Here is a 26,015-nt window from a genome sequence, read left to right as displayed (position 1 = left end):
AACCTGGCGGAGTATGCAGGCTTTATTGATCATCACTTGAAATGGACGACAACGTTATGGAACGTGTGTTTTCGGGCGCTCAGCCCACCGGTAACCTTCATCTTGGCAACTATCTTGGCGCAATCCGTAACTGGGTTGCCTTGCAGAAGCAGTATGACTGCATCTTCTGTGTTGTTGATATGCATGCCATCACGGTCTGGCAGGACCCCAAAGAGCTGCGTTCCAACATCCGTGAACTTGCTGCCAGCATGATTGCGTCGGGCATTGATCCGGAAAAACATGTTCTGTTCAACCAGAGTCAGGTTTCCGCCCATGCCGAACTGGCCTGGATCTTTAACTGTGTCGCGCGCATCGGCTGGATGAACCGCATGACCCAGTTCAAGGAAAAGGCCGGCAAGCATCGCGAAAATGCTTCCCTTGGTCTGTATGCCTATCCGAGCCTGATGGCCGCAGACATTCTGGCCTATAAGGCGACCCATGTTCCGGTTGGCGAAGACCAGAAACAGCATCTTGAACTGGCCCGCGATATCGCGCTGAAATTCAACAATGATTACGGCGTTGAAGATTTCTTCCCGCAGCCCGAACCGCTGATCCTTGGTCCAGCAACCCGTGTGATGTCGCTGCGGGATGGCGCGAAAAAGATGTCCAAATCCGATGCATCGGATATGGCGCGTATCAATATGACGGATGATGCTGACACGCTGTCCAAGAAAATCCGCAAGGCCAAAACCGATCCGGAACCACTGCCGAGTGAAGCAGCCAGTCTTGAAGGCCGCCCGGAAGCCAAGAACCTGATCACCATCTACGCGGCGCTTACCGACAGCACGGTTGATGCGGTTCTGGCTGAACATGGCGGCACGCAATTCTCGGGCTTCAAACAGGCGCTGACCGATGTGGTTGTCGAAAAGCTCGCCCCGATCACCGAGGAAATGGCACGTCTTAAAGCCGATCCCGCCTATATCGACAGTGCACTGGCAAAGGGTGCGGAGCGCGCCAATGCCATCGCCCAGCCGATCCTGCGCGAGGTCAAGGAAATCGTCGGCTTCCTTAACAGCTGATCAGATCACCGTTTGAAATGACAAAGCCCGCTTGTGCATCACAGGCGGGCTTTTTTAAACGCGGCATTGCCAAGGACGATCAGATGGCATTGCCCGTCGATTGGGGCTGGTTTTGCTTTTGCATGGCCTGATATTTCTTCAACCCGTCCATCATGGTCTGACTGAACCATGCACCGACCGGTTCTTCTGTCCCGATATGGCTTGATGCGCGTTCCATCAGGGGGTGCATTTCGGCTGCGTCCTCTGCTGCGCTGTTGGCCGTATTGTTTGTCGCATTATTCAAGCGCGTATCGCTACTGTGGCTGACCGGGCGCGCTGTCATAGTCCCCTGATCGGCGACCGCATTGCTGCTGGCAACGGCTTCTGCTGCCATGGTCTGTGCCTTGTCACGCCCAAGGGCTGCGTTAAACCGTGCTGCCATTTCGGCAGCGGATAACGGTTCTCCGCCGCCAAGATTTGACCGATCTTGAGTGCCCGGATTGTTCACCTTATCCAACACACCATTAAGCGATGATTGTTTAGCCGAGGCACCCGACACACGCTTTGATTCACGCGCTTGGTATTCAGCCATCTCAGAAGAAATTGCCATTGTATTTGCTTCACGACTCAGGCGTCCGCCATTTTGCGCGCGTGCCCATACCGTATTGCCGCCATCATTGCTAAATGTCGGGCGACGAAGGCCATCACTGGCAGATGAGTTTGACGCAATGGTCTGTTTGACGTTCGATACCGGGTTAGTGGTTCCCGCTGAGGCCATGGCAACGGCCAGTTCTGCGGGATCATTGGCGGGCAGCCGGCTTGCGCTTTCGGCCTGACCAAGCTGGGGCTCGGATTGCGGCTGCATTTGTACAGCTTGCTGTGCCTGCAGCACCGGATTTGCTATCGGTTGTACCGATGCCGCGCTTTGACCCCAGGGCAGATTCAGATCACTTGCCTTGATGCCATAGGCAGCTGCGTTCGAGACAGTATTGGCCGATGCCAGAATGGTCTGGTCAACCGGGGTGGTGGGTGCAGTTTGCACAATCGTTTCCTGCTCTGCCGCTGAGGTGCTTGCAAGACCGGATGGTGCTGTTTGCGGCCCGGCCATCCAGGGAAGAACCAGATCCCCTTGATAGGTACCGTCAAAGGCTGCGACATTGGTCGGTGTTGCGGGGTTTTCGGACGCATCGGCAATCGCCGTCCCGGCATCGCCGGAACCACCACCAAAGCTGTCCCCGACAAAGGCCATGACGTGCGCGCCGGTATCTTCACCGGTCACAGCATCAACCACGGCATCAATTGCCGCCCCGGCAAGGCCAAAGACCCCGCCAAACAGCCCGCCACCAACGACACGCGCACCGTTACCCAGTTCGTCACCGGTCAGCGACCGGTAAATCATCCCGACACCGGGAATATGTTGCAGGGGATTAATTACATCAATCACATCGCTGAATTCAAAGCCGTCCTTGCCGAACATATATTCGGAAAAGCTTCGGCCTTCCGATGTATCGGAAAGCTGGTCAGCCGCATTGGACTGGGCAAACTTGTTGCCTGCCACATCCCCCGCGACGCCCGGAACGCTACCGGGCGAAATTTGCCGCCAATTTGCACCAATCGACATGATTGTCCTCCTTTTGCCAGATAATTTGCAAAAGGAGTGCCAATTTGGGATTTAATTAACTAATTGAAAAATAAGGATTTTATTCTTAGTAGATCCGACGCATTCCTGCCTGTCGGAATCTTCTGCCGGGTACCCTAGAACAGATGCCCGGCCCGCTCTTTCTTGGTCTGAAGATAGAATTCATTATGACCATTGGACGGGAATTTGTGCGGAACACGTTCCGACACTTTCACCCCCCAGCTTTCAAGACCCGACATCTTTTCCGGGTTGTTGGTCAGCAAACGCACCGTTTCAAATCCCAACTGGCGCAACATTTCGGCCGCAGGGCGGTACACACGTTCATCGGCATCAAAGCCAAGCTCTTCGTTGGCATCAAGTGTATCAAAACCACGATCCTGCAAGGCATAGGCCCGCAGTTTATTGACCAGTCCGATGCCACGTCCTTCCTGACGCAGATACAGCACAATGCCACCCTGCCCGCCCCGCGAGATTTCTGAAATCGCGCCACGTAATTGTGGTCCGCAGTCGCAGCGCAGTGATCCGATCAGATCACCGGTGAAACATTCAGAATGCAGGCGGATCAGAACCGGCTTGTCCTTGGCCGGTTCGTCAATCACGATTGCCAGATGCTCCTGCCCGCCATCTTCGGGACGAAACGCAATCACGGTTGCATTTTCGGCATTTTCCAGCGGCACGCGGGCTTGGCTGACCTCGCGCAGACTTGCTGCCGAGGCATTTTCATATCCATTGATGCTTTCTGATTGCAGCACCAGCAAATTCTGGGCACGCGCAAGGTTTTCAAGCTGATCGGGCGCAACCGGTACGGTTACGACAGCAGGCAAAAGACGGGCAAGTTTGGCCAGACGAATGGCGGCACTTTCGGCCATCGAAACCGGGCGCCAGTCGCCCTTTGGCAATGCATCAAGATCAAGCAACGGATTGGCGATCTCGCCCAGACGATCGGCATTGATGCCTGATCGATCCGCACTGACAAAGGCGATAAACGGATCATTCTTGCATGCCCGCCCCAAGGATTTTGCCCGAACGCGCGGAATAACAATTGCCGGAGCTTCGCCTTCGCGGGCAATATCACACAGGCGATCAAAACCGATCTGCGACAGGGGTTCTGCGGCAATCACGGCAACGCTGTGGGCTTCACCATTGTCATGGCCCTGCACCAGGACGATCTCGCCACGGCGCAAATCGGCCACGGCGCGCGACACAGTCACCAGATCGGTGGCCGGGGTCAGATTGCTGTTATTTTGGGCCGGGGCGGCAGAACTTTGAGTCATCGTTATCTTGTCTTTGTGATCACAACATCGCGATCCGGTGGGTATGGGGCTGGATAAGGACCCGGATTACTTAATATAACCGCATTGGTCTGTCTGGTTCGTTTCCAAGTGCTGCGCAAAATCGCAGGAAGATAAACATCTTTCAAGATTTTACGACAAAACTGTCCGGATAAACCGACGACGTGACTGTATTAAGTAAACTGGGTCCTGCACAGGGTTAAAGCGAAAACAGTTTGTTCTTGAAAATGCACTTTAAGGCGCTGATCCTAGGTTATGTACTTTATATAGGGCGGGCTGGCCCGGATGTTCCAGAAAAACAAGAATGTATCCGGCAGTAAGGCAGGCCCAATATATAGACCGGATCGCGCAAGCAGCAAGGGATGGTGAATGTCGACAGGTAAACAGGTTCTTGTGGTCGAAGATGATGCAGCGCTCAGCCAGTCATTGACCGAACAGCTCCGACTGCATGAAGAGTTTGAATGCGTGGTCGCCAAAAGCGGGACAGACGCGCTTGAAGCCGCCAAGGACTCCTATTTTGATGTGATCCTGCTTGATGTCGGATTGCCCGATATGGATGGTCGCGATGTGTGCAAGCTCATGCGCCGGGCCGGTGTAAAATCACCGATCATCATGCTGACCGGTGCCAATAGCGATTCCGATACCATTCTTGGCCTTGAATCGGGGGCCAATGACTATGTCACCAAACCCTTTCGGCTTAATGTCCTGCTTGCGCGCATTCGTGCCCATATCCGCCAGCATGAACAAAGCGAGGATGCCGTTTTTGTGATTGGCCCCTACAGTTTCCAGCCAAGTGCGAAAATCCTGATCGAAACCGCAACCGAAAAGAAGGTCCGCCTGACCGAAAAGGAAACCTCGATCCTGAAATTCCTGTTCCGGGCTGGTGACAAGCCGGTCACCCGCGAGACCCTTTTGGACGAGGTTTGGGGCTACAATGCCGGGGTTACGACGCATACGCTTGAAACCCACGTCTATCGGTTACGTCAGAAAATCGAAAAAGATCCATCCAATGCCGCAATCCTGATCACGGAGCCTGGCGGTTACAAACTGATCCCGTAACCCGAGATTTCAGCCGTTAAACAAAAAATCCCGTTTTTACGGGATTTTTTTGTCACAAACCGTCGACCCGGACGTCTATGAAATCGGCCTGATTATCCACAGGAAATCGAAAAATGTCGATTTTCGGATAAATTTACAGGATTTAAGCTCTCAGGCACGTGATATTTACTATTTTTAAGATTAAACCCTCAAAAAATACGCCGATTTAAGGCTGTTTTGAGCATTTAATAGCCGCGAGACCCGAAAATTGCCGTACCAACCCGGATATGGGTGGCGCCAAGCCGGATTGCGGCCTCGTAATCGCCGCTCATGCCCATGCTTTTGATTTTCAATCCGTGACGCTCGGCAATCTTGCCAAGCAGTGCAAAATGCGGTGCCGGTTCTTCATCGACGGGGGGAATGCACATCAATCCCCGGATCGGAAGTTTCAGCTCATCACGACACATTCTGATAAATTCATCGGCATCGCCGGGCGAAATTCCGGTCTTCTGATCTTCTTCGCCGGTATTGATTTGAATGAACAGGTCGGGGCAAAGCCCCGTATTGTCGCGATGCTTGGCCAATGCATTGGCAAGTTTCGGGCGATCAACGGTCTCAATCACATCAAACAGCGCAACCGCATCCTTGAGCTTGTTGGTCTGAAGCGGCCCGATCAGATGAAGTTCGATATCGGGAAATTCTGCGCGCAGGCCCGGCCATTTTCCGGCCGCCTCCTGCACCCGGTTTTCGCCAAAGACGCGCCTGCCATCAACAAGTGCCTTGCGAACATGATCTGCTTCATGATTCTTGCTGACACAGACAAGGGTGACCTCGGCCGGATCGCGCTTTACCGCAGCACAGGCAGTGTTGATATTGCCCTGAATTTCAGCAAGATTTTCGGCAACATCGTTCTTGCCGGGTGACAGATCATTATCGCTCATGGATGATGGGCCTTTAAACGGTGGCAAAGAATGCACGCCCCAAACGTGCAGAACCAGGATTGTATCAATGGATGACACCCTGATAAAGCAGGCGCGCCAACTCAATTTGCGCAATGGCGGGCCAACAGGTGTCATTGCGCCGGTAATTCTGATTACAGATGATCTGCGTTTGCCCGATCCGGTGGCAGCAATCAAGCAATTACCGCCCGACAGCATGGTTATTTTTCGCCATTACGATCATCCCCATCGCGCCCGCCTGGCCGCAACATTGCGCCAGATATGTCGGGCGCGCCACATCCCGTTTCTGGTGGCAAATGACCTTTCGCTGGCCCTTACGGTTTCGGCAGACGGGCTTCATCTTCCGCAATATCGCATCCTGCAAACGCCGCATATCTATTGGCAAATTCCACGTGATATCGTCGTGACATCGGCCTGTCACGACATGCTGACGCTGAGACACCTCGCATTACTCCCGGCCAGATATCGCCCCGATGGTGTCTTGATCTCGCCGGTATTTCCAACCAGAAGCCATCCCGGCGCACCAACCCTTTCGCACAGAACGGTTTTGCACATGGCGAGTATCTGCAAACATCTGGGCATCACCCCGATCGGGCTTGGCGGGATTAATGCAAAAACATGCAGAAATCTGCGGTCCTCATCCCTTGCTTCTTTGGCCGGGATAGGGTTTTCTTCTGGCTGAAACCGCCCAAATCCGGTTGATCGGAGAACCACTGCAAAATGCCCCGCCATCTGCACCCATCGCGCAAAACATTCTCGCGATTTGCCTCCAGACACGCCTTTCAGTTTGGCTTGCCCAATGTCAGCACCGCTTTAATTCAGCAATCTGACGACAGTCCTGTTTATTTTACGCGCGTAAATTCCCTTTTGCGCCAACAGGTTCTTGGTACTGCCAAAGGTGTCAATATCAAGTCGGATGCTTTTCGGTTTCAGGTACTTCCACGTGCAAAATGGGCAGATACCGATTTTTCCCGAAATTCCGTACTGTTTCTGGTGCCTGATGATGCGCTGGGCGATTGTGTTGGCATGACACTTTTCCTCAAGGCCCTTCGTCTGCTTTATCCCTCGATCAGAATTGGGGTGCTAAATAGCGGTGCGGCCTCGGACATCTTTGCGCTGGTCCCCGATATCGAGATTTATCAGCTTTTTATCTCCGCCAAACAACTTGCCCGGTTCGACCATGTGATTGACCTGAGCGAGATGGAGGGCTGGAAAGATATCGCGACCATGCCGGTTAATCCGGAAGAAGCGTTGTGCGAAGCCTTTGATATCCCGCTCAGTCCTCTGCCCCCCCGCAAAGTTGGCGCTGGCCCTGAAATGCAGATCGGGATTGTGCCGATGGCATCATCGCCATTACGAACTTTGCCAATTGATCTTGTGCGCAAGATCACAACATTTCTCGATCAGAAGAACACAAGGATAACAATCGTTCTGAATGCCTATCAGGGGGTGATGAAGGCCTATAAGGCAGCCCTCGGAGATTTCGAATCAGAAAACGTCCGGATGATTGATGGCTTCAAAACAATCGGTGATCTGGTAAATTTCGTTTCAGAGCAGGATTATATGGTGGTTGCCGATAGCGGCCCGGCCCATATCACCAAGCTGTTTCAAACCCCCGGTCTTGGCATATATAGCTCTGCCTCGGCCAATATTCTTCAGGGACGGCATCAGAATTTACAAAGCTGGCAAAGTGATTTTGTCGGTCCCCATTGCGCCGCGCCATGTGGTCTTGCCAAAGTGCGGGCAACAGCAGATGGAAAAATCGGCTGTATGGGAAGCTTGAACCTGTCTGCAGCTGAACTCGGCCAATTACCCCAAAAAAGCGATCCGGCTTTGGCCATCGCAATGGTGACAGATCACCCGGTACCTTGTGTTGTACAACTCGACCAGCAAGCACCTGATATTCTTGAAAAACTCAAAACCGACCTGAATCTGAGCTGAACACCAGATCGACGTTCATATCCCCATTGATGGCGTTCAAACAAAAGAAGGGGTGGCCAAAGCCACCCCTTCTTCGTCTGTATCCAATTCCGAAGAATTAGAAGTTCAGAACCAGACCGGTTACAGCGCCGTAACCGTCATTGTCTGCGATGCTTGCGCTATCAGCTTCGTCGTCGAACCAGAAGATCGAGGACTTCCAAGTCACGCCTGCGCCAAGGGTGTAAGCAAGACCAAGATCAACGGTGCTGACTTCGCCGGTGCTGGTTGCCGAGGTGGAACCAACTTTGCGGTTGCCGTATTCAGCATAACCATAGGTCAGGGAAACTTTGGCAGCATCCATTGCATAGGAAACGCCTACGTCATATGCGTCGGTGTCACCAGCAGTTTTGGAGTTCTTGCCCTGTGCGTAATCGTCTTCGATGTGACCCCAGGAAGAACCAACGGTGAAGTTGCCAAAGCCAACATTCGCACCAACACCGTACCAGTTGCCTTCGCCCTGGTTTTCGCCAACAGCAGAAACACCGAAGGAAATGCCATCGAAGTCAGCCTGGTAGCTCGCGCCAGCAGAAACGATGTTGTCGCCACCGGTTGCGGTGTCGTTGTTGTTCGAACCGCTGTCGTCAGCATAGGAAACGCCAGCCTGGAAGCCACCGAAATTCGGGGTGAAGTAGGTAACGCGCTTCTGGTCGCCGCTCGACGGAACGGTGTCAATCAGGTATGCGTCAACCCAGTTGGTCAGGTCGCCGTCGTTAACACCTACCGGGCCAACAGACGGTGCGGTGATGCCAAGCGAATCAGCAGCCGAGTCGTCTTTACCCAGTTTGAACTGACCGAAACCGCCGTTTACGAACAGGTACTGTTCGTCGATCTGGTCGTCAGAGGTTTCACCTTCAAGCTCGATGACCGCACCAACTTCGATGCCGTTATCAAGGGTGGTTTTACCTTTGAAGTGAACTTCGGTATCGGACTGGAAGGCGTTTTTACGCTCACCAATGTCCTGGTCAGCAAAGCCAGCCCACTGCTCCATGTAACCACCAACTTCAAGCTGGATTTTCTCAGAAGCCTGAGCGTTGCCTGCGACAGCTACAGCGACAAGTGCGCTGGAAGCAAAAAGAATCTTTTTCATCTTTACCCTCAAAGAATGACGTTTCGGGAATGAAGGGTTGAACCGAGCGGCCCTTCAATCTGTCGAGGGCCATAAAGCCAATTAAATGACTCATGGTCAATACACTTAACTAACCATTGGTCATTTAAATATCGCAGTGTTGCATTTATGACACGATATTCGACAATATATCGCTATTTTCATGGAGATATTTCGGATCTCATTTCACATTAACGGAGACATTAGTCACTTAATTCAGGACAAAGGAGATGTGGAAATGATCATTTACACGATAAATATACATTGGTCATTAATTGTGCACGACGAAATCTCCCACAAGACAGATCTTAGCCTGCTGCACAACAGACATTAAAAGAGCCCCCCTCGCTGTAACCTCCATCAAACCAACAAAAAAGCCCCTGAAACAGGGGCTTACCATGGCGATCATATCTGTAAGGTTGCACCTTCAAACTTTTGGCAGACCACACTGTTCCTAAGCCTTGCGGGCAATCGAACTGACGAAGATCCGACAAAAAAAGAAGGAGGTGGAAAATCCACCTCCTTCAATTCTTCAGCTAATCCCGTAAGGATTAGAAGGAGAGAACGAGACCGGTGATTGCACCGAAGCCATCGTTGTCATTTGCGGTCGCAGCACCTTCGTAGTCGAACCAGAATACGGACGACTTCCAGGTAACGCCAGCACCGAGGGTGTAAGCAAGACCAAGGTCAACACCGTTGAACTCGTCCTGACCGGTGGTCGAGGTGCCGTCTTCCATTTCAGCGTACATGTAGGTTGCAGAAACGGTAGCAGCGTCCATTGCGTAGGAAACGCCGAAATCAACGCCCATGTCGTCGTCTTCGGTGGTGACTACGTTTTTGCCTTTACCGAATTCAGCTTCGCGTACACCGTAGGAAGCACCAACGGTGAAGCCGCCGAAGCCAACTTTACCACCGACATGGTACCATTCGCCTTCGCCTTTGGACTCACCAACAGCAGCGATGGAGATCGAAACAGCGTCGAAGGAACCAACGTATTCTACGCCAGCAGAAACAACGTTATCGCCTTCGTTCTTTACGTTCTCGTCAGAAGCTTCCGAACCATCGTCGTCGGTGTAAGATACACCAGCGCGGAAACCGCCAAGCGACGGGGTGTAATAGGTGAGTTTGTTGTCGTCACCATCATCCCAAGCGTTGTCCGGGGTTTTGTTCAGGGAGACGTAGTTAACCATGTCGCCATCGTTAACGCCAGCCGGGCCAACGTTCGGAGCATTGATGGTCATGTCAGCTGCTGCGCCATCTTCCTGGCCCAGTTTAACCTGACCGAAACCACCATTGATGAACAGGTACTGTTCGTCGGTGTTGTTCGATGCTTCGCCTTCAGCTTCGAATTCGATTGCTGCACCAACTTCGATGCCGTTATCGAGAGTGGTCGAACCTTTGAAGTGAACTTCGGTGTCGGAGTTGAATGCGCCAGCGCTTTCGAATTTGCTGTCCTGCGACGCACCACCGATCCACTGTTCCATGTAACCAGAAACCGACAGGCTGATCTTTTCAGAAGCCTGTGCCTGGCCTGCGAAAGCAACAGCGACGAGTGCGCTGGAAGCTACCAGAATCTTTTTCATCTTTTCCCTCAACGTCTTTGCAAATGCGGAGACCGCACAACAAAATTTAGGTGAGCAGCTTTTTTGTTTTTACCGCTCGGTTCGACGCTATGGAGCCAGCATTTTTCCGTTCCGTCAACGATACTGTGATCAAAATGCGACATTTTTCACATCATGTTGCACAAAAACCACACATGTTTTTATTTGCCCTGCGCCCCATCCGCCTTATAGTGCGGGCAACTGATGAACGACTCTCGTTATTAAGGGCTACACCGTGAACAGTTCTTTCGCCAAAATCCTATGCATTGCGACACTTTCTGCATTCTTGGCAGCCTGTGCTGGCACACAAGCTGACTATGACAGTTTCCCTGGCTCTGCACCGGGCGACCAAAAAGTAAATGGCCGAAAAGCAACACGTGCTGACCTGAAAAAAGAAGGCACACTGTTTGGTGAAGATGGCCTCAATATATTTGGTGGCGAAGACAACAAGCAGAGCGGTGGCGGTTCTGGAATCGGCGTCAACAGCTTCCTGTGGCGGGCAACGCTTGATACCCTGTCCTTCATGCCGTTAAATTCTGCCGATCCGTTTGGCGGCGTGATCATTACCGACTGGTATGCACCGGCCGAAACACCCAATGAACGCTTTAAGCTGACCGCATATATCCTTGGCACTGCGCTGCGTTCTGACGCCATCAAGGTTTCGGTATTCCGTCAGGTCAATGTTGGTCCCAACCAGTGGCAGGATGCCGTGGTTGAGGGAGGAACTGTTACATCGCTCGAAGACGCCATCCTGACCCGTGCGCGTCAGTTGCGTATTGACAGCGCCAATGTCCAATAAGGTCAATGACCGGACATACTTTATATATATCACCTGAATATAACCCCCATTCGCTGGAACGTGACTGGGGGTTCTTCATGCGTGCGCAATACCCCGAGATCTATGCCGGTTTGGCTCACAGCCTTGATGACATGCGTCTGACACTGTTTGCCCGCATCGCGAACATTCTTGCCACGACCGGAAATGAACAAAACATCCAGGCCGATACAGGCAAAGTAGCCGCAAAGGTCACAACGGATGCAATCGCCAAGAGCAGTGCGTCTCTCTATGACGAAGTAGGCCTCGACACCCTGTCACTTGCCTTACTGGCCGACGTTCCCATCCACCGGCCCCTGCACCTGACCCATAACAGTCTGGTCGGACAATGGCGCTGGTTGCGACAGGTGTGGCGTCATTGCGTCCCCTTGACCTATCCATCCCGACCAGATACGGGCTTGGAAAAGTTCGCGCCCCACCCTGAAATCGTTGAAGCCATCCGGCATGGCCGCAACAATGCGGCCATTGCCCTGCTGCGGCAAAGCTTTCAAAAACTCGACTCCGGCCAGAGCGACAAAACCTGCATCCGCTATCAAACTTTCCTTGCCAATCTAACTCTGTTTTGCCCTTTTATCGGAACCGAACTATTGTGGCGACAAGGCCTGATCACGGCCGTCAAAGACAGAAGGCTTGATTAAATGAAATTGCGCGCGGTTTTTCCGGTTTTTGCACTCATCACCCTGACAGCACTAGGCGCCTGTGGTTTCCGGCCGCTTTATGCCACCAAGGGCGACAGCTACAATACCGCGGCAAACATGGCACTTGTTGATGTCGCTGTAATCGATGACCGCGTCGGCCAGATAACCCGGAATGCCTTGATCGAGACCCTGACTCCACGCGGTCAAAGCGCCAGTCCACTATATGACTTGAAGGTAAACTTGAGCGAGTCGACCAGTGAACAGGGCTTCACCAAGGACAATGAAGCAACCATTGCCGACTATCTGATCACTGCAACTTACGAGCTGGTGCGCAGACAAGATTCCAAAATTCTGCGCCAAGGCAATGTACGAACCCGTACCAGTTACAACATCGTTGAATCCGACTTCGCCAGCATCGAAGCAGAAAGTGCCGCACAGGCAGATGCTGCCCGCACTCTTGCCCAGCAACTTGCAAACCAGGTCGCCATTGGCTTGCGGTCTCAGTAATTGCCCGGTCGGTGAATTCGTAAATTAATGCGACACCCCATTGCTTTAACCAAGGCGCTTCATGAAGCTTAAAGCAGCCCAAGTTGAGAACTTTTTGCGTGCCCCCGATGCCAAGGCGCAGCTTATCCTGATCTATGGTGAGGATGAGGGCCTTGTGCGTGAACGTGCCGTGAAACTGGCCAGGACCGTGGTCGAGGATCTCAAGGATCCGTTCCGGGTTGTCGAGCTTGGCATTCCCCAGCTTAAGGAAGACGCAGGGCGCCTCCGCGACGAGGCCGCCGCCATCAGTTTTGGCGGCGGACGCCGCGTCATTCGAATCCGCGACATTGGCGAAGCGCAGGCCCCCTTGATTGCTGATTTTCTCGCTGATCCTGCCGGTGATGCGCTGATCGTGATCGAGGCCGGCAGTCTGGCATCAAAATCCAAACTGCGTCAGGCGGTCGAGAAGGCCGGCAATGGCATGGCCCTGCCCTGCTATGCCGATAGCGGGCGTGATATCGAAGGCCTGATCCAGTCCATCATGGAAGAACACAAGCTGCGCATTGACCGCGATGCCACACGGTATCTGGTGGCCAATCTTGGCTCTGACCGCATGATTTCGCGCAGCGAGCTCGAAAAGCTTGCCCTATACGCTCTCAAGGAAGGTCAGGTGACGCTTGCAGATGCCATGGCCTGTGTCGGTGACAGCTCGGCCCGCCATTATGACGATGTCATTCAGGCTGTTTCACAGGGTAATGTCGTCAATCTTGATGCCGCCCTGACCCGTCTGGTCGAGGAAGGCCTCAATCCTGTTGGGGCACTGCGCATGATGATCAGCTATTTTCAGAAATTGCACCTGGTCAAAGGTCAGGTTGCCCAGGGCATCAGTGCCGATCAGGCCATGAAATCCCTGCGCCCGCCCCTGTTTTTCAAGGCTGCAGACCAGTTCCGCGCCAGTCTGAATAACTGGGCGGTCAATAATCTGCAACGCGCCCTGCAAATCTTGCTCGAGGCCGAAAAGGATTGCAAAAGCGGTCTGGCCATCCCAGAGACCATTGCCCATCGTGCGATGATCAAGGTCGCGGTCGCCCGTCAGAAACAGGGCCGTCGCTAGCTACACGCTAGCAGCCTGTAAGCCAAGACTAGACATCCCCGTTCTTTAAACACTATCTTTTAATGCTGCATTGCAGCATTTTTGTATGTAGCAAGTTCTCCTACCCATCTCACGCTTGCCTCCCAATTTACCTCCTCTTCGGTATAGCAACCCTGTTTATTGCCCGGCGGCTTCCCATCTCAATCGGTTAGATGCCTGAAAAGCACACATGCTGGTCGATTATAAACACAGCACTTCCGGGACAGAACGGTACTTGGCAAACAGGTGAGAGAAGGACACCAAAATGAGCAATGCACTTCGTCGCACATTTGCAGCTGGCGCATTTGGCAGCGCAATGCTGGCGCTTCCGCTACCGGATTGGCAGGAACATCAATCCTGCCTGATGATGCTTTCAATAGCTGCCCGCTTGAAAAGGCAGAGATGGAAACCTGGTTTCAGGGCAAGGAAATCACACTCAATGGCAAGGTGATGGCCGCCAATAGCGCCGCCTTTCCGACGAAAAACACCAATTGCGACTTCTTTAAATGGTCTGCACAAATGTTCTTGTGGCTGACATCCCCTGCCGAGCTGAAATCGACCGGCGACATGACCTATCTTTTCGATGCGGACGGCTTCTATGATATCTCGCCAGAAAATGACAAGGGTGTCCGCAGATTTCTGAAGAATGACAGCCCGATCAACAATTTCCTGATTCGTGTCAACAAACAGGATCAGAGCGTCCCGACAACCATCGGTGAAACCGGTCAGGCTGGTGGTGGCGGTATCCTGATTTCGCAGGCCGGATCGCTTGTTTATTACGGGATCCATACCAATACATTCTATGGCGCATTTCTAACAGGTCAGAAGGCTGGCAAGATCAGTCTTGGCACCTTCCCGACAACCGAGGAAGACAAGACCGCTGTCGTCGAATACGCCAAGGCAAACGGCCTTGATGCCTCGGCCGCAATGGCGCTTGCCATCGAGCTCAAGACGTCATGGATTGATGTCAGCACGGTTCCCGATCCCGATAACTACATTCAGGTAAAGGCAGAAGTCCCGAAATATGACACCAGCGTTCCGACCCAATGGACATTGGTTGGCACGGAAACCAAGACGCTCGCGCTGACAGGGATGCATATTGTCGGCTCTGTACAGGGCCATCCGGAAATGATCTGGTCAACGTTCGAGCATAAAAACAATACGCCGAACGGTACATTCTATTATCAGAGCGGAGCAAACGCCGTTACAGAAGCCAATTTTGATGCGTCTGCCTCTGGCTATACATTCTATGCCCCCGACACACCTGTAAACGGTGTGAATGTTGAAACCGCCCATACCGACAAGCATGGCAATATTGTATTGACCCCACCGGCCACCCGAATCGTTCCAACATCTGTGGTACGCACCAACCCATGGGGAACGTCCGGATCAGATGCCAACAGTGCCACGGTCAATGCGCAAATTATCTCGATGAACAACAATGTTCTGGGCAATCTCGTCTCGGGTGATATCAGGGAAAATTATGTACAGATCGGCTCAGTATGGACATCAAACGGGATCATCCCCGAAAGCCCGCTTCCCGATCAAACCAACAGTGACGTCGCCCTATTGGCACCTCAGGTCGGCTCGTCACGGCTGGCCAATACCACCATGGAAACCTATTTTCAGGGCACGCAAATGGGAAACTGCTTCCTCTGCCACAATGCCGGCGGGTCACCTGCCCCGGATGGCAGCTTCGGTGACGAAGAACTCAGCCACATCTTCTTTGATCTGGCACCGTTAAGATAGCGTGATCGATCACAGGCAATCCAACTTGAAAAAAAGCGGGCCACCCAATGAATGGCCCGCTTTTGTGTTTCACGTGGAACAAATGCCCTGATCAGCTTACTTGATCAATTCATCGAGTTCATCTTCATCCACTTCATCACTTTCGATCGGATCATCGCCTTCAGGCCCGTCGATCACGATATCATCGAGATCAAGATCATCATCCTGGCCGTTGCTTTCCGGCAAAGTCGCATCCGCGATATTTTCAAGTTCCGCTGTCAGGCTGTCATCGGCTTCTTCGTCCTCGATGAACATCGAGTCGAATTCATTCTCATCCGAATTCGCCGAGTCGCCGAGATCATCCTCGCTGGCAAGGTCAGTGGTCTTGCCATGTGTCAGGCGCTGCAAGATATCGTCAAGCTGCTCAAGCGTTTCATACCGGATCGAGATTTTTCCCGATGCACCGTCAAAATCGATATTCACCGCCAACCCCAACATGTTGCTAAGGTCGCGTTCCAAAGCCACTGTATCTGGGTCTTTGTTCGAAGATGCCCCACCCGATGATTTTTTCGGACGCGATGCCTTGCCGCCATCGGTTTTGACCAGTTTTTCAGTCTGGCGAACATTCAGGCCCTTCTTGACGATCTGCCCGGCCAGTTCGACAGCATTTTCCGCCCCCAGAAGGGCGCGGGCATGACCGGAGCTCAGCACCTTGTCAGACAGCATCTGCTTGATCGGTGCCGGCAACGCCAGAAGGCGCAGACTGTTGGCAATGTGGCTGCGGCTTTTGCCAAGCGCCTGGCCAAGTGCCTCCTGCGTGTGGGAAAACTCGCTCATCAGGCGGTTATAGCCTTCGGCCTCTTCAAGTGGCGAAAGATCCTGACGTTGCAGGTTTTCAATCAGGGCAATCTCGGCGGTTTCCCGATCGTCGAAATCACGCACAAGAACCGGCACTTCATGCAGTTGCGCACGCTGGGCTGCCCGCCAGCGACGCTCGCCAGCGATGATTTCATAGGTTGTTTCACCGGTTGACGATGCCCGGACAAGAATCGGCTGAATGATGCCCTTCTCGCGGATCGAGGCAGCAAGATCATCAATCGCCTCGTCATCAAAATTGCTGCGCGGCTGAAACGGTGACGGTTTGAGATCGGTGATCGCAATCAGCTGTGTCGTCCCGCCCGGTCCCGGATGACCCGCCGTGGCACTGTCCGGACCGCCAGAAACCGCAACGCTGACATCGTCGTCTTCTTCGCCCAGAAGTGCAGACAGTCCTCTTCCCAAACCGCGTTTCTTTGCGTCGCTCATGCTTTCACCCCTTCGCGTTTCAGGACTTCACTGGCCAGATTAAGATAGGCCCGTGATCCCGGACATTTCATGTCATAGACCAGCACCGGCGTACCGTGGCTTGGCGCCTCGGACACGCGAACATTGCGCGGGATCACCGTGCGATACACCACATCACCAAAATAATCGCGCACATCATTGGCCACCTGTGCCGACAGGTTGTTGCGCTTGTCATACATGGTCAAAACGATGCCCTGAATCTCAAGTTCGGGATTGAATGCCTTTTTGACACGCTTGATCGTGCGCACCAGATGACTGATGCCTTCGAGCGCAAAGAATTCGCACTGCAAGGGCACCAATACCGCGTCCGATGCCACCAGCGCATTCAGGGTCAAAAGCCCCAAAGACGGCGGGCAATCAATCAGCACGTAATCAACATCCTGCGGCAGTTTGGCAAGCGATTCCTTAAGCTGCATTTCACGACGTTCGAAATCAACCAGCTCGATCTCGGCCCCGGACAAATCCATGCCCGACGGCACAATGGTCAATCGCGGGATCGCCGTATCCTGACGGGCTTCCTCAAGCGAATTGCCATTGATCAGCACGTCATAGGAACTGATCTGGCGATCCGATGGCCGCAGGCCCAAACCGGTGCTGGCATTGCCCTGCGGGTCAAGATCAACGATCAGAACACGCTGATTAACGGCGGCCAGTGCCGTGGCGAGATTGATGGTCGTGGTGGTTTTACCAACACCGCCCTTCTGGTTGGCAACCGCGATGATACGCGGGCGATGTCCCATGCCCTGAGACTGGCCCTGTGATTGGGTCGAAAGCGGCAAGTCAATTACATCAGTCACCGGCCAACTCCTTTTAAGATCATCACGACACCATCGGGATCGACCAGACTGGCATGCGTGGTTACATCAAATGACCAACCGGCATCGCGTGCGTCCGCCAGCTCATCTTCAAAGGCACGTCCCTTCAGCAGCACATAATGGCCACCGGATTTCAGATGTCGTTGCCCCAGCTCCAGCAGCTTTGGCAAAGGGGCAAAGGCCCGTGCGGTAATCACATCGGCGTCGCGCGGTGCAGCGGCTTCAATGCGTTCGCGGGCAATTTCGGTTTGACCAAGCACACCACAGACCCGTGCCGCTTCCATCAGGAACACTGTCTTTTTGGTATTGGATTCCATCATGGTGACATTTCCGGCACCCAAAATCGCCAGGACAATGCCCGGGAACCCTGCCCCGGAGCCAAAATCAACAATTTTACCCTCTGCAGCAACATCCTGCAGATACGGCCAAAGCTGGGCAGAATCCTGTAAATGACGTCCCCAAACGTCTTCTGCCGTGCTGGCGCCAACGATATTAATGCGTGGCTGCCACTTAACGACAAGGTCTGCATAGTCGCTCAAACGGTCCAATGTTTCACGTGAAACATTCAAATCGCGTTCAAACCACGTTTTTACGGGTGCGGAAATGGATTGCATAAATGATTTATACGTCCAGTTTGAAAAACACACCAGACTTGATTTTTTAACTTTTGCGATTTTCATCGCGTCGAAACCGATGAAAACACGAAAATCACCAAAAATGTTTCACGTGAAACATTGCGGCAAGGCTTTGTCACCCGCACGCGAACAGACCTTGCCTCCGTAGACAGATTTTCGGATCAAGAATATGCCCCCTTCTGAATTACCCCGATCCAGAATCGGTATCGGCACGGGCAACCCGTATCAACATCGACATCAGCATCACTATTGGAACCGAAACCGGAATCAAACCACCCCGGGCCCTAACGGTGACACCGATACCCCGATGAAAGAGTGTGGCAAATGTTTCACGTGAAACATTGTCGTTGTGCCCTTCTATCCTTGTTGCCTTGTACTCGCCGTGGGTCAGGTGATTTGGGTGTTTTTGCATCCCGGTGTCAGCACTTCCCGACCTGCTGCACAAAGCCTCCCGCCCCGTCGCCTTGTTACCCGCTCTGCAATTTGATGAAGCTTATGGCGCGCAGCGGCCACGAAAAAACCCGGCTGCGTTGACAACCGGGTTTTGGCAAATTTGCTTTGGTTTGAACGGAGTCAAGGAAGTAGCGCCAGAGACACTTATCAGAGACACTGCCAACGACGCTGTCAGAAACAATGTCCTGACAATTGCCCGCAAAAGTATCAGGCGCTTTTCACCGCCTTCTCGCCTGTCTTGTGCTTATGGCTTTTGATATGACCGAGCAATGCGGTGACTGCCGCCGGGGTGATGCCCGGAATGCGTGACGCTGCCCCGATGGTCTCGGGCTGGATTTCCTTGAGCTTCAAGCGAATCTCAGCCGACAGGCTTCCGACCGCATCAAAATCAAGACCACGCGGCAAGCGTAATTCCTCGTCACGGCGGAAGGCCGCAATGTCAGCGGACTGTCGATCAAGATAGCCCTTATATTGCGCATCAATCGTCACCTGTTCCTTGATCGCCGGATCAAGCGCAGCAAGCTGCGGCCAGACCTTGGATAGCGTATCGAAATCAATATCGGGATAGGCCAGCAGGTCATAGGCCGACCGGCGCACCCCATCCTGATTGATCCGGATGTCGAACTTCGCCAGGCCATTTGGCGTTTCGTTCAGCGCAGAAACCTGATCCTTTGCCGATTGAAGGGCGGCTTTTTTGGCGCCCCAAACCTGCTCTCGGGTTGAGGCAATGCAGCCGATATCAAGGCCCCGATCTGTCAGGCGCTGATCGGCATTATCGGCGCGCAGCATCAGGCGATATTCGGCGCGTGAGGTAAACATGCGATAGGGTTCACGCGTGCCCAGTGTCACCAGATCATCGATCATCACACCGATATAGGCATCGGCCCGGTCAAGCACGAATTCACGTTCACCGCCATCGGCGACGAGTGCCGCATTAACACCGGCAATCAGGCCCTGCCCGGCAGCTTCTTCATAGCCGGTGGTACCATTGATCTGACCGGCAAAGAACAGTCCCGCGACCTTTTTGGTTTCGAGCGTATGACGCAATTCGCGCGGATCAACGAAGTCATATTCAACTGCATAGCCGGGACGGAAGATCTCGACCTTCTCAAGACCCGGAATGGTCGCCAGCATGGCGAGCTGAACTTCCTCGGGGAGCGAGGTGGAAATACCGTTCGGATAGACGGTCGGATCGTCGAGCCCTTCGGGTTCGAGGAAAATCTGATGCTGGTTCTTTTCCGCAAAGCGGACGACCTTGTCTTCAATCGACGGGCAATAGCGCGGACCACTGCTTTTGATCTGGCCGCTATACATCGGCGCGCGATGCAGGTTGGCACGGATGATTTCGTGGGTCGCTTCGGTGGTCCAGGTCATATGACACGGAATCTGCGGCACCGTGATTTCGCTGGTCAGGAAGGAAAACGGATCCGGCGGATTGTCGCCCGGCTGTTCCTGTAAACTGGCCCAGTCAATGGTGCGGCCATCAAGACGTGCCGGTGTTCCGGTTTTTAATCGGCCCAGTTTGAAATCGTATTTTTCCAGCGTTTCGGAAAGCCCCATTGCCGGGGCATCACCGATACGACCGGCCGGTGTGGTTTTCTCGCCAATGTGAATAAGTCCGCGCAGGAACGTACCCGTGGTCAGAACCACCGCACCGGCACGATATTCAGCACCCTCACCCGTGATCACACCAGCAACACGGTTATTCTCGTCAATGATCAGGTCTTCGACGCCACCTTCGAGGATCGTCAGATTTTCCTGATTGGCCAGAATGTCCTGAACCGCTTCACGATAGAGCTTGCGATCTGCCTGGGCACGCGGGCCGCGAACCGCCGGGCCCTTGGACCGGTTGAGCATCCGGAACTGAATCCCGGCGCGGTCAATCGCACGCCCCATCACACCGTCAAGCGCATCAACCTCGCGGACCATATGCCCCTTGCCCAGACCACCAATCGCCGGGTTACAGGACATTTCGCCGATGCGATCGGCGCGATGGGTGACAAGGGCGGTTGCCGCCCCCATGCGCGCAGCCGCTGCCGCGGCCTCACAGCCAGCATGGCCACCGCCAACAACAATCACATCAAAACGGGTTTGCGACACATTCTGTGACATCGAATTCCTCACTCAATCCCTGCGCTGATCCGCTGGCAGGCTTGAACCTTGTCCGGTTCGAATACGCTTATTCTGTCCAGAAACTGGACCAATGTTTCACGTGAAACATTTCTAGGGACTCTTCCCTAATCTTATTTGCCGATACAGAAATCCCCGAAGATAATATCGAGCAAGTCTTCCACATCGACACGTCCGGTAATCTTGCCGATCTCGCGCACTGCAAGGCGAACATCCTCGGCAGCAAGCTCTGCGATTTCGGTCTGCAATCCGCGATCAAGATGATCGCTGGCACTTTCAAGTGCGCGCCGGTGTCTCAGCCTGGTCAAAGGCACAGGTCCGGCAAAATCGAGCCCCTCTTTTACGCGAGTTTCCAGCAGTTGCAAGAGGGTTTCGACCCCCTGCCCGGTCATGGCCGATATGGCCAAAACGGGAAGCTCAAGACCAGCCCCTTCAACCGAGACGCCCTGCCAGACGGCGGGCAAGGCATCCTTGGCGCTGTCATCGACCTTGTTGATCAGAATGATGGTCTTGTCATCAATCAGGCGGGCGGCCTCGGGATCGATATGGGGCCAGTCGGCGCGATCGACAACGACAAGCCGCAAATCGGCATTTTCGGCCCGTTCGGTCGCACGCCGCACGCCTTCGCTTTCGATCACATCAACGCTTTCGCGCAGGCCTGCGGTATCAACCATCGTGACCGGGAACCCGCCCAGATCAAGATGAACCTCGATCATGTCGCGTGTGGTTCCGGCAATCTCGGAGACAATGGCGGCATCACGCCGGGCCAGCCGGTTAAGCAGGCTGGATTTTCCGGCATTGGGCGCACCGAGAATAACGATCTGGAAGCCTTCGCGCAGGCGTTCGCCACGGCGGTTATCGGCCAGATGGCGTTTGACCTCGTCATTCACGCTGCGCAAATCGCCATGCACCACCGGGACAATCCCGTCAGGCAAATCTTCGTCGGGAAAATCAATATCGGCCTCGATATGGGCCAGTGCCTTCATCAGGCGCGCGCGCCAGCCTTCATAGAGCGTGCCAAGCTCACCGGCCATCTGGCGCACGGCCTGTCGGCGCTGGGCGGCGGTTTCGGCATCAATCAGATCGGCAATGCCTTCGGCCGAGGTCAGGTCCATCTTGCCATTTTCAAAGGCCCGCCTGGTATATTCACCGGGCTCGGCAATGCGCAGGCCGCTCTGGCGCGACAGACAATCAAGCACCCCTTCGATCACAGCGCGTCCGCCATGGACATGCAGCTCGACCACATCTTCGCCGGTAAAGCTGGCCGGACCGGCAAAATAGATCGCCACCGCATCATCAAGCCGTTCGCCCGATAACGGATCACGGATCGGCGCATAGACCGCATGGCGCGGCTTGGGCAAGGCATCGCGCCCCAGAAGTGCACAAAGCGTCTGCCCCGATAACGGTCCCGATAACCGGATCACCGCGACGCCTGCACGCCCGGCCCCGGATGACAGGGCAAAGATGGTTTCTCGGCTTGCAATCATGTTTTGTCCGTTATTCCAGTTATTCAAGTAAGGGTGTGCCGCCAAGCTGCTTTCCCTGCGGCACGTCATCAAATCTTGCAGTCGATATCGTTCAGACCGGCCAAAAGGTCAACATATCGCAGTTTTGGCAAACAGGGTTTTAACAGCCAAAACAAAACGGCCCCTCTTTCGGGACCGTTTGCATTGTTACTGATCGGGGCTGAGCTGCAATCTTCCGACCACCTGCCCGCCAACCAGATGATCATCAAGGATGGCGTCGATATCCTCGGTCGTCTCGTAGCGATACCAGGTGCCTTCGGGATAGATCACCATCACCGGGCCCAGTTCGCACCGGTCAAGACATCCGGCGGTATTGATCCGGGTCATCGGAATGCCGAGTTCCTTGGCGCGGACTTTCATATAATTACGCAACTTGGTCGCGCCCTTGGAATTGCAACAGCCCCGCTCATGGCCAGCGGGGCGTTCGTTCTGACACACAAACACATGTGCCTGATAGTAGTGGTCACTCACTTGGATCAGTCCTTGTTACCGCTGCTGCCCGGTGTGCTGTTGAACTGGCCCCAGAAGGCTTTCTGAAGCTGTTCCCAGTTCTGGATGCCCTGCGGCAGCCAAGTATTGAGCATGGTTTCCGGGTCCATTGCCGCCAGATTGGCTTTCATCCGGTCTTCGATCTCTTGCATCATCGCCTTTTGCATCGGCTGGACATCAGGAAGACCAAAGAAGGTGCGGGCCTCCTCGGGGGTGCAATCAATGTTTACCGTTACTTTCATCGCCCTGATCTCCTTTTGTTTCTGCTTGTTTGTCTGCGTCATTATGGCGACTGAACCGGCCATCTCAATCACAATAACCATATTGGCAGCATATTGGATCATTTACCGGCAATATCACGGATTTGAGACAAATATTACAGCCATTTGCCTTTATGTATGACGCCGTTACCCTTAGAGTCGTTCTAACAGCGTTGCCGGTCATGAGATCATGAAGACGGCCAAGCCACAACGATAACGCCATCCCGGCCGCTTGCGGTCAAACCGGTGGCACAGGACACGACATGGAACTCGCACGGAACAATCTTGGGTCGGAAACCAGCCCCTATCTTTTGCAGCACCGCGATAACCCGGTGCATTGGCAACCCTGGAGCACCGAGGTTCTGGCTGCGGCCAAGGCCGCCAACAAGCCGATCCTGCTATCTGTGGGCTATGCCGCCTGTCACTGGTGCCATGTCATGGCCCATGAAAGCTTTGAAGATGACGGCATGGCCGCCCTGATGAATGATCTGTTCATCAATATCAAGCTTGACCGCGAAGAACGCCCCGATCTTGATGCGCTTTATCAGAATGCGCTGGCCCTGCTGGGTCAACAGGGTGGCTGGCCGCTGACCATGTTCCTGACACCGGATGGCGAACCATTCTGGGGCGGGACCTATTTCCCGAAAGAAGCCCGCTATGGTCGACCGGGTTTTGATGATGTGCTGAAAACCGTGTCGCGGATTTTCACCGACAAACCCGACGATGTCCGTCACAACGTCACCCAGATTTCCAATGCGCTGATCAAGATGAATAGCGGGGCTAACGGATCGGTGCCAAACCTTGAGATGATTGATCGCTGCGGGCATGGCTGTTTGCAGATCATGGACGGGGAAAATGGCGGCACATCGGGTGCGCCGAAATTCCCGCAACCCAGCCTGCTGTCGCTGATCTGGCGGACCGGTGTCCGCACCAAGGAAAACGAGCTTCAGCGGATCGTCAAACACAGCCTTGATCGCATGTGTCAGGGCGGGATTTATGACCATCTGGGCGGCGGTTTTGCCCGCTATGCGGTTGATGATCAATGGCTGGTGCCGCATTTTGAAAAGATGCTTTATGACAATGCCCAGCTGATTGATCTTTTATGTGATGTCTGGCGCGTTGATCCCAATCCGCTTTATGCCAAACGGGTTGAAGAAACCATCACCTGGATCTTGCGTGAAATGCGCATTCCCGGCGGGGCCTTTACCGCAAGCCTTGATGCCGATAGCGAAGGTGTCGAAGGCAAATTCTATGTCTGGTCGGAAACCGAGATTGACGACCTTCTGGGCCAGGATGCGCCACTTTTCAAGAAATTCTACGACGTTTCGGCACTCGGGAACTGGGAACATAGCAATATCCTCAACCGCACGGCGTCGGGGCTTGGCCTTGCCGATGATGCGACCGAGGAAAAGCTTCGCGAGTTGCGTGAAAAGCTGCTTGTGGCGCGGGCCAAGCGCATTCGTCCGGGCTGGGATGACAAGGCGCTGACCGACTGGAACGCCATGACGATTGCCGCCTTGGCCGAGGCGTCATTGACCTTCCACCGTGCGGACTGGCTGGATTACGCCAAGCTTGCCTTTAACTTTGTCACCAGCAGCCTGATGAAGGGTGACCGCTTCCTGCACAGCTATCGCGATGGCAAGGCCCAGCATGCCGGAATGCTCGAAGATTACGCCCATATGATCCGCGCAGCCCTGCGGCTGTTTGAATGCTTTGGCGAGGATGCCTATCTGCGTGATGCGATTGCCTGGTCGGAAACGGTCGAAACCCTGTTTGCCGATGCCAAGGGCGGCTATTTCCAGTCCGCTTCGGACGCCAGTGATCTTGTCGTGCGCCAGAAAACCTTCATGGATAATGCCGTGCCATCAGGCAATGCCATCATGGCCCAGAATCTGGCAAAGCTCTATGCCCTGACCGGTAACAACACATATCGTGATCGGGCGGAAATCACGCTTTCGGCCTTTGCCGGACGGATTGGCGAACAATTCCCCAATATGCCCGGATTGCTTCTGGCGGCTGAGATGTTGCAAAACCCGGTTCAGATCGTGCTGATCGCCCGGGATCGCTCGCAGGCCTATCTTGACATGCGCCGGGCCATTTTTGGCTGCTATCTGCCCAACCGGGCGATTACCATTCTGGGCGATGGTGATCCCCTGCCCGATGACCATCCGGCCCGGGGCAAAACCGCGATTGACGGCAAGGAAACCGCCTATGTCTGTCAGGGACCGGTCTGTTCGGCCCCGGTGACAAATGCCGATGACCTTGCCAAACTGCTTGCCGATCTGCCAAACAGGGCGGCATAAGGAAACCCAAGGATAACCGCGCCACCACCGCGCTAACCACAGCACCGCATTTACAATCACGAAAGACCCCGACATGCCCCAGATTTCCATAAATAGCCCGGTCGGCGCGCTTACGATTTTCGAGTTTGACGATCAAATCGTTGCGCTTGATTGGGGATTTGTTGATGAAATGGAAACCAGCCCGGTTCTGGAAGAAGCCAAAAAGCAGCTCAATGCCTATTTTGCCGGTCAGCTTGAAAAATTTGATCTTCCCCTGGCACCTGACGGCACCGATTTCCAGAAGGCGGTCTGGGCAGCAATGTGCGACATCCCCAAGGGCAAGACCGCGACCTACAAGGAACTTGCCACGGCGGCGGGATCGCCCAAGGCCTTTCAGTCGGTCGGATCGGCCTGTGGCATGAACCCAATCCCGATCATCATTCCCTGTCACCGGGTTCTTGCCAGTGGTGACAAACCGGGCGGCTATTCCGGTCAGGGCGGGCTCGAAACCAAGCGTGATCTGCTCAAGATCGAAGGTGTAGAGCTTGTCATTGGCGATGATCAGGGCAGTTTTGATCTTTAGAACCCGGATCGCCCCACGGGGTTTTGCG

At 54.0% G+C, this 26,015-nt stretch carries 23 protein-coding genes; 11 read left to right on the top strand and 12 right to left on the bottom strand.

The features are described 5' to 3' along the window. Positions 1-56 precede the first annotated feature (56 nt). Positions 57-1,058 (top strand): tryptophan--tRNA ligase, encoded by a 1,002-nt coding sequence (gene trpS / locus TH30_RS02105; RefSeq protein ID WP_114096863.1) that lies wholly within the window; start codon positions 57-59, stop codon positions 1,056-1,058. Positions 1,059-1,137: 79 nt separating this feature from the next. On the opposite strand, the gene TH30_RS02100 is transcribed toward trpS, so the two are convergent. Next, on the bottom strand, positions 1,138-2,658 hold the full coding sequence (locus tag TH30_RS02100) for a hypothetical protein (protein WP_114096427.1): 1,521 nt from the start codon (positions 2,656-2,658) through the stop codon (positions 1,138-1,140). A 134-nt stretch (positions 2,659-2,792) separates the two neighbouring features. After that, complete coding sequence (ribA, locus tag TH30_RS02095) at positions 2,793-3,950, bottom strand: GTP cyclohydrolase II (protein WP_114096426.1); 1,158 nt, start codon at positions 3,948-3,950, stop codon at positions 2,793-2,795. Between the two features lie 387 nt (positions 3,951-4,337). Here ribA and TH30_RS02090 point away from each other — a divergent pair, with 387 nt between their 5' ends. Then, positions 4,338-5,027 carry a response regulator transcription factor gene (locus tag TH30_RS02090; protein ID WP_114096425.1) on the top strand — a complete coding sequence of 230 codons (690 nt, stop codon included), beginning with the start codon at positions 4,338-4,340 and terminating at the stop codon, positions 5,025-5,027. A gap of 224 nt (positions 5,028-5,251) precedes the next feature. Here TH30_RS02090 and TH30_RS02085 read toward each other — a convergent pair whose 3' ends face one another. Next, entirely contained in the window at positions 5,252-5,947 is a 696-nt protein-coding gene (locus TH30_RS02085) for a YggS family pyridoxal phosphate-dependent enzyme (RefSeq protein ID WP_114096424.1), read from the bottom strand. A 67-nt stretch (positions 5,948-6,014) separates the two neighbouring features. Between TH30_RS02085 and TH30_RS02080 the strand changes: the two genes are divergently transcribed. Continuing rightward, a complete protein-coding gene (locus TH30_RS02080; RefSeq protein ID WP_114096423.1) occupies positions 6,015-6,647 on the top strand; it encodes a thiamine phosphate synthase in 633 nt (210 codons plus the stop codon). Between the two features lie 38 nt (positions 6,648-6,685). Next, positions 6,686-7,906 carry a glycosyltransferase family 9 protein gene (locus tag TH30_RS02075; RefSeq protein ID WP_114096422.1) on the top strand — a complete coding sequence of 407 codons (1,221 nt, stop codon included), beginning with the start codon at positions 6,686-6,688 and terminating at the stop codon, positions 7,904-7,906. A 97-nt stretch (positions 7,907-8,003) separates the two neighbouring features. On the opposite strand, the gene TH30_RS02070 is transcribed toward TH30_RS02075, so the two are convergent. Together TH30_RS02070 and TH30_RS02065 are read right to left on the bottom strand one after the other, a co-directional pair. After that, the gene (locus tag TH30_RS02070; RefSeq protein ID WP_114096421.1) at positions 8,004-9,032 is read right to left on the bottom strand and encodes a porin; all 1,029 of its coding nucleotides are present in this window, start codon (positions 9,030-9,032) and stop codon (positions 8,004-8,006) included. Positions 9,033-9,601: 569 nt separating this feature from the next. After that, positions 9,602-10,633: a porin gene (locus tag TH30_RS02065; RefSeq protein ID WP_114096420.1), complete on the bottom strand. Its 1,032-nt coding sequence runs from the start codon at positions 10,631-10,633 to the stop codon at positions 9,602-9,604. A gap of 253 nt (positions 10,634-10,886) precedes the next feature. On the opposite strand from TH30_RS02065, the gene TH30_RS02060 reads away from it, so the two are divergent. From TH30_RS02060 to TH30_RS02040, 5 genes are all read left to right on the top strand, one after another. Beyond that, positions 10,887-11,450, top strand: a complete 564-nt coding sequence (locus tag TH30_RS02060) for a DUF3576 domain-containing protein (RefSeq protein WP_258548576.1) — start codon at positions 10,887-10,889, stop codon at positions 11,448-11,450. 77 nt (positions 11,451-11,527) lie between these two features. Continuing rightward, positions 11,528-12,124, top strand: a complete 597-nt coding sequence (locus TH30_RS02055; RefSeq protein ID WP_114096419.1) for a hypothetical protein — start codon at positions 11,528-11,530, stop codon at positions 12,122-12,124. Further along, positions 12,125-12,631, top strand: coding sequence for a hypothetical protein (locus TH30_RS02050; protein ID WP_114096418.1), 507 nt, complete (start codon positions 12,125-12,127; stop codon positions 12,629-12,631). It begins immediately after the preceding gene. Between the two features lie 61 nt (positions 12,632-12,692). After that, positions 12,693-13,724, top strand: a complete 1,032-nt coding sequence (holA, locus tag TH30_RS02045) for a DNA polymerase III subunit delta (protein WP_114096417.1) — start codon at positions 12,693-12,695, stop codon at positions 13,722-13,724. A 357-nt stretch (positions 13,725-14,081) separates the two neighbouring features. Further along, complete coding sequence (locus TH30_RS02040; protein WP_114096416.1) at positions 14,082-15,491, top strand: hypothetical protein; 1,410 nt, start codon at positions 14,082-14,084, stop codon at positions 15,489-15,491. Positions 15,492-15,587: 96 nt separating this feature from the next. On the opposite strand, the gene TH30_RS02035 is transcribed toward TH30_RS02040, so the two are convergent. The 7 genes from TH30_RS02035 to TH30_RS02000 form a co-directional block, all read right to left on the bottom strand. Beyond that, complete coding sequence (locus tag TH30_RS02035; RefSeq protein WP_114096415.1) at positions 15,588-16,775, bottom strand: ParB/RepB/Spo0J family partition protein; 1,188 nt, start codon at positions 16,773-16,775, stop codon at positions 15,588-15,590. Beyond that, positions 16,772-17,554 carry a ParA family protein gene (locus tag TH30_RS02030; RefSeq protein WP_147251921.1) on the bottom strand — a complete coding sequence of 261 codons (783 nt, stop codon included), beginning with the start codon at positions 17,552-17,554 and terminating at the stop codon, positions 16,772-16,774. Before TH30_RS02030 ends, TH30_RS02035 begins: the two co-directional genes overlap by 4 nt. Positions 17,555-17,607: 53 nt before the next feature. Continuing rightward, positions 17,608-18,243: a 16S rRNA (guanine(527)-N(7))-methyltransferase RsmG gene (gene rsmG, locus TH30_RS02025; RefSeq protein ID WP_114096861.1), complete on the bottom strand. Its 636-nt coding sequence runs from the start codon at positions 18,241-18,243 to the stop codon at positions 17,608-17,610. Between the two features lie 681 nt (positions 18,244-18,924). After that, positions 18,925-20,829 carry a tRNA uridine-5-carboxymethylaminomethyl(34) synthesis enzyme MnmG gene (mnmG, locus tag TH30_RS02015; protein ID WP_114096412.1) on the bottom strand — a complete coding sequence of 635 codons (1,905 nt, stop codon included), beginning with the start codon at positions 20,827-20,829 and terminating at the stop codon, positions 18,925-18,927. Positions 20,830-20,960: 131 nt separating this feature from the next. Further along, a complete protein-coding gene (gene mnmE, locus TH30_RS02010; protein ID WP_114096411.1) occupies positions 20,961-22,334 on the bottom strand; it encodes a tRNA uridine-5-carboxymethylaminomethyl(34) synthesis GTPase MnmE in 1,374 nt (457 codons plus the stop codon). Between the two features lie 186 nt (positions 22,335-22,520). Continuing rightward, complete coding sequence (locus TH30_RS02005; protein ID WP_114096410.1) at positions 22,521-22,844, bottom strand: (2Fe-2S) ferredoxin domain-containing protein; 324 nt, start codon at positions 22,842-22,844, stop codon at positions 22,521-22,523. A 5-nt stretch (positions 22,845-22,849) separates the two neighbouring features. Next, positions 22,850-23,104 (bottom strand): DUF6489 family protein, encoded by a 255-nt coding sequence (locus tag TH30_RS02000; protein ID WP_114096860.1) that lies wholly within the window; start codon positions 23,102-23,104, stop codon positions 22,850-22,852. 281 nt (positions 23,105-23,385) lie between these two features. On the opposite strand from TH30_RS02000, the gene TH30_RS01995 reads away from it, so the two are divergent. Together TH30_RS01995 and TH30_RS01990 are read left to right on the top strand one after the other, a co-directional pair. Further along, positions 23,386-25,425, top strand: coding sequence for a thioredoxin domain-containing protein (locus TH30_RS01995; protein WP_114096409.1), 2,040 nt, complete (start codon positions 23,386-23,388; stop codon positions 25,423-25,425). A 73-nt stretch (positions 25,426-25,498) separates the two neighbouring features. Beyond that, positions 25,499-25,987, top strand: coding sequence for a methylated-DNA--[protein]-cysteine S-methyltransferase (locus TH30_RS01990; RefSeq protein WP_114096408.1), 489 nt, complete (start codon positions 25,499-25,501; stop codon positions 25,985-25,987). The last annotated feature ends 28 nt before the right edge of the window (positions 25,988-26,015 follow it).

It is taken from the genome of Thalassospira profundimaris (genome assembly GCF_003326795.1).
In the GTDB taxonomy this organism is placed as follows: Bacteria; Pseudomonadota; Alphaproteobacteria; order Rhodospirillales; family Thalassospiraceae; genus Thalassospira; species Thalassospira profundimaris_C.
Note: the sequence above shows the minus strand (reverse complement) of the source record. Positions and strands in the feature narration are given on the sequence as shown.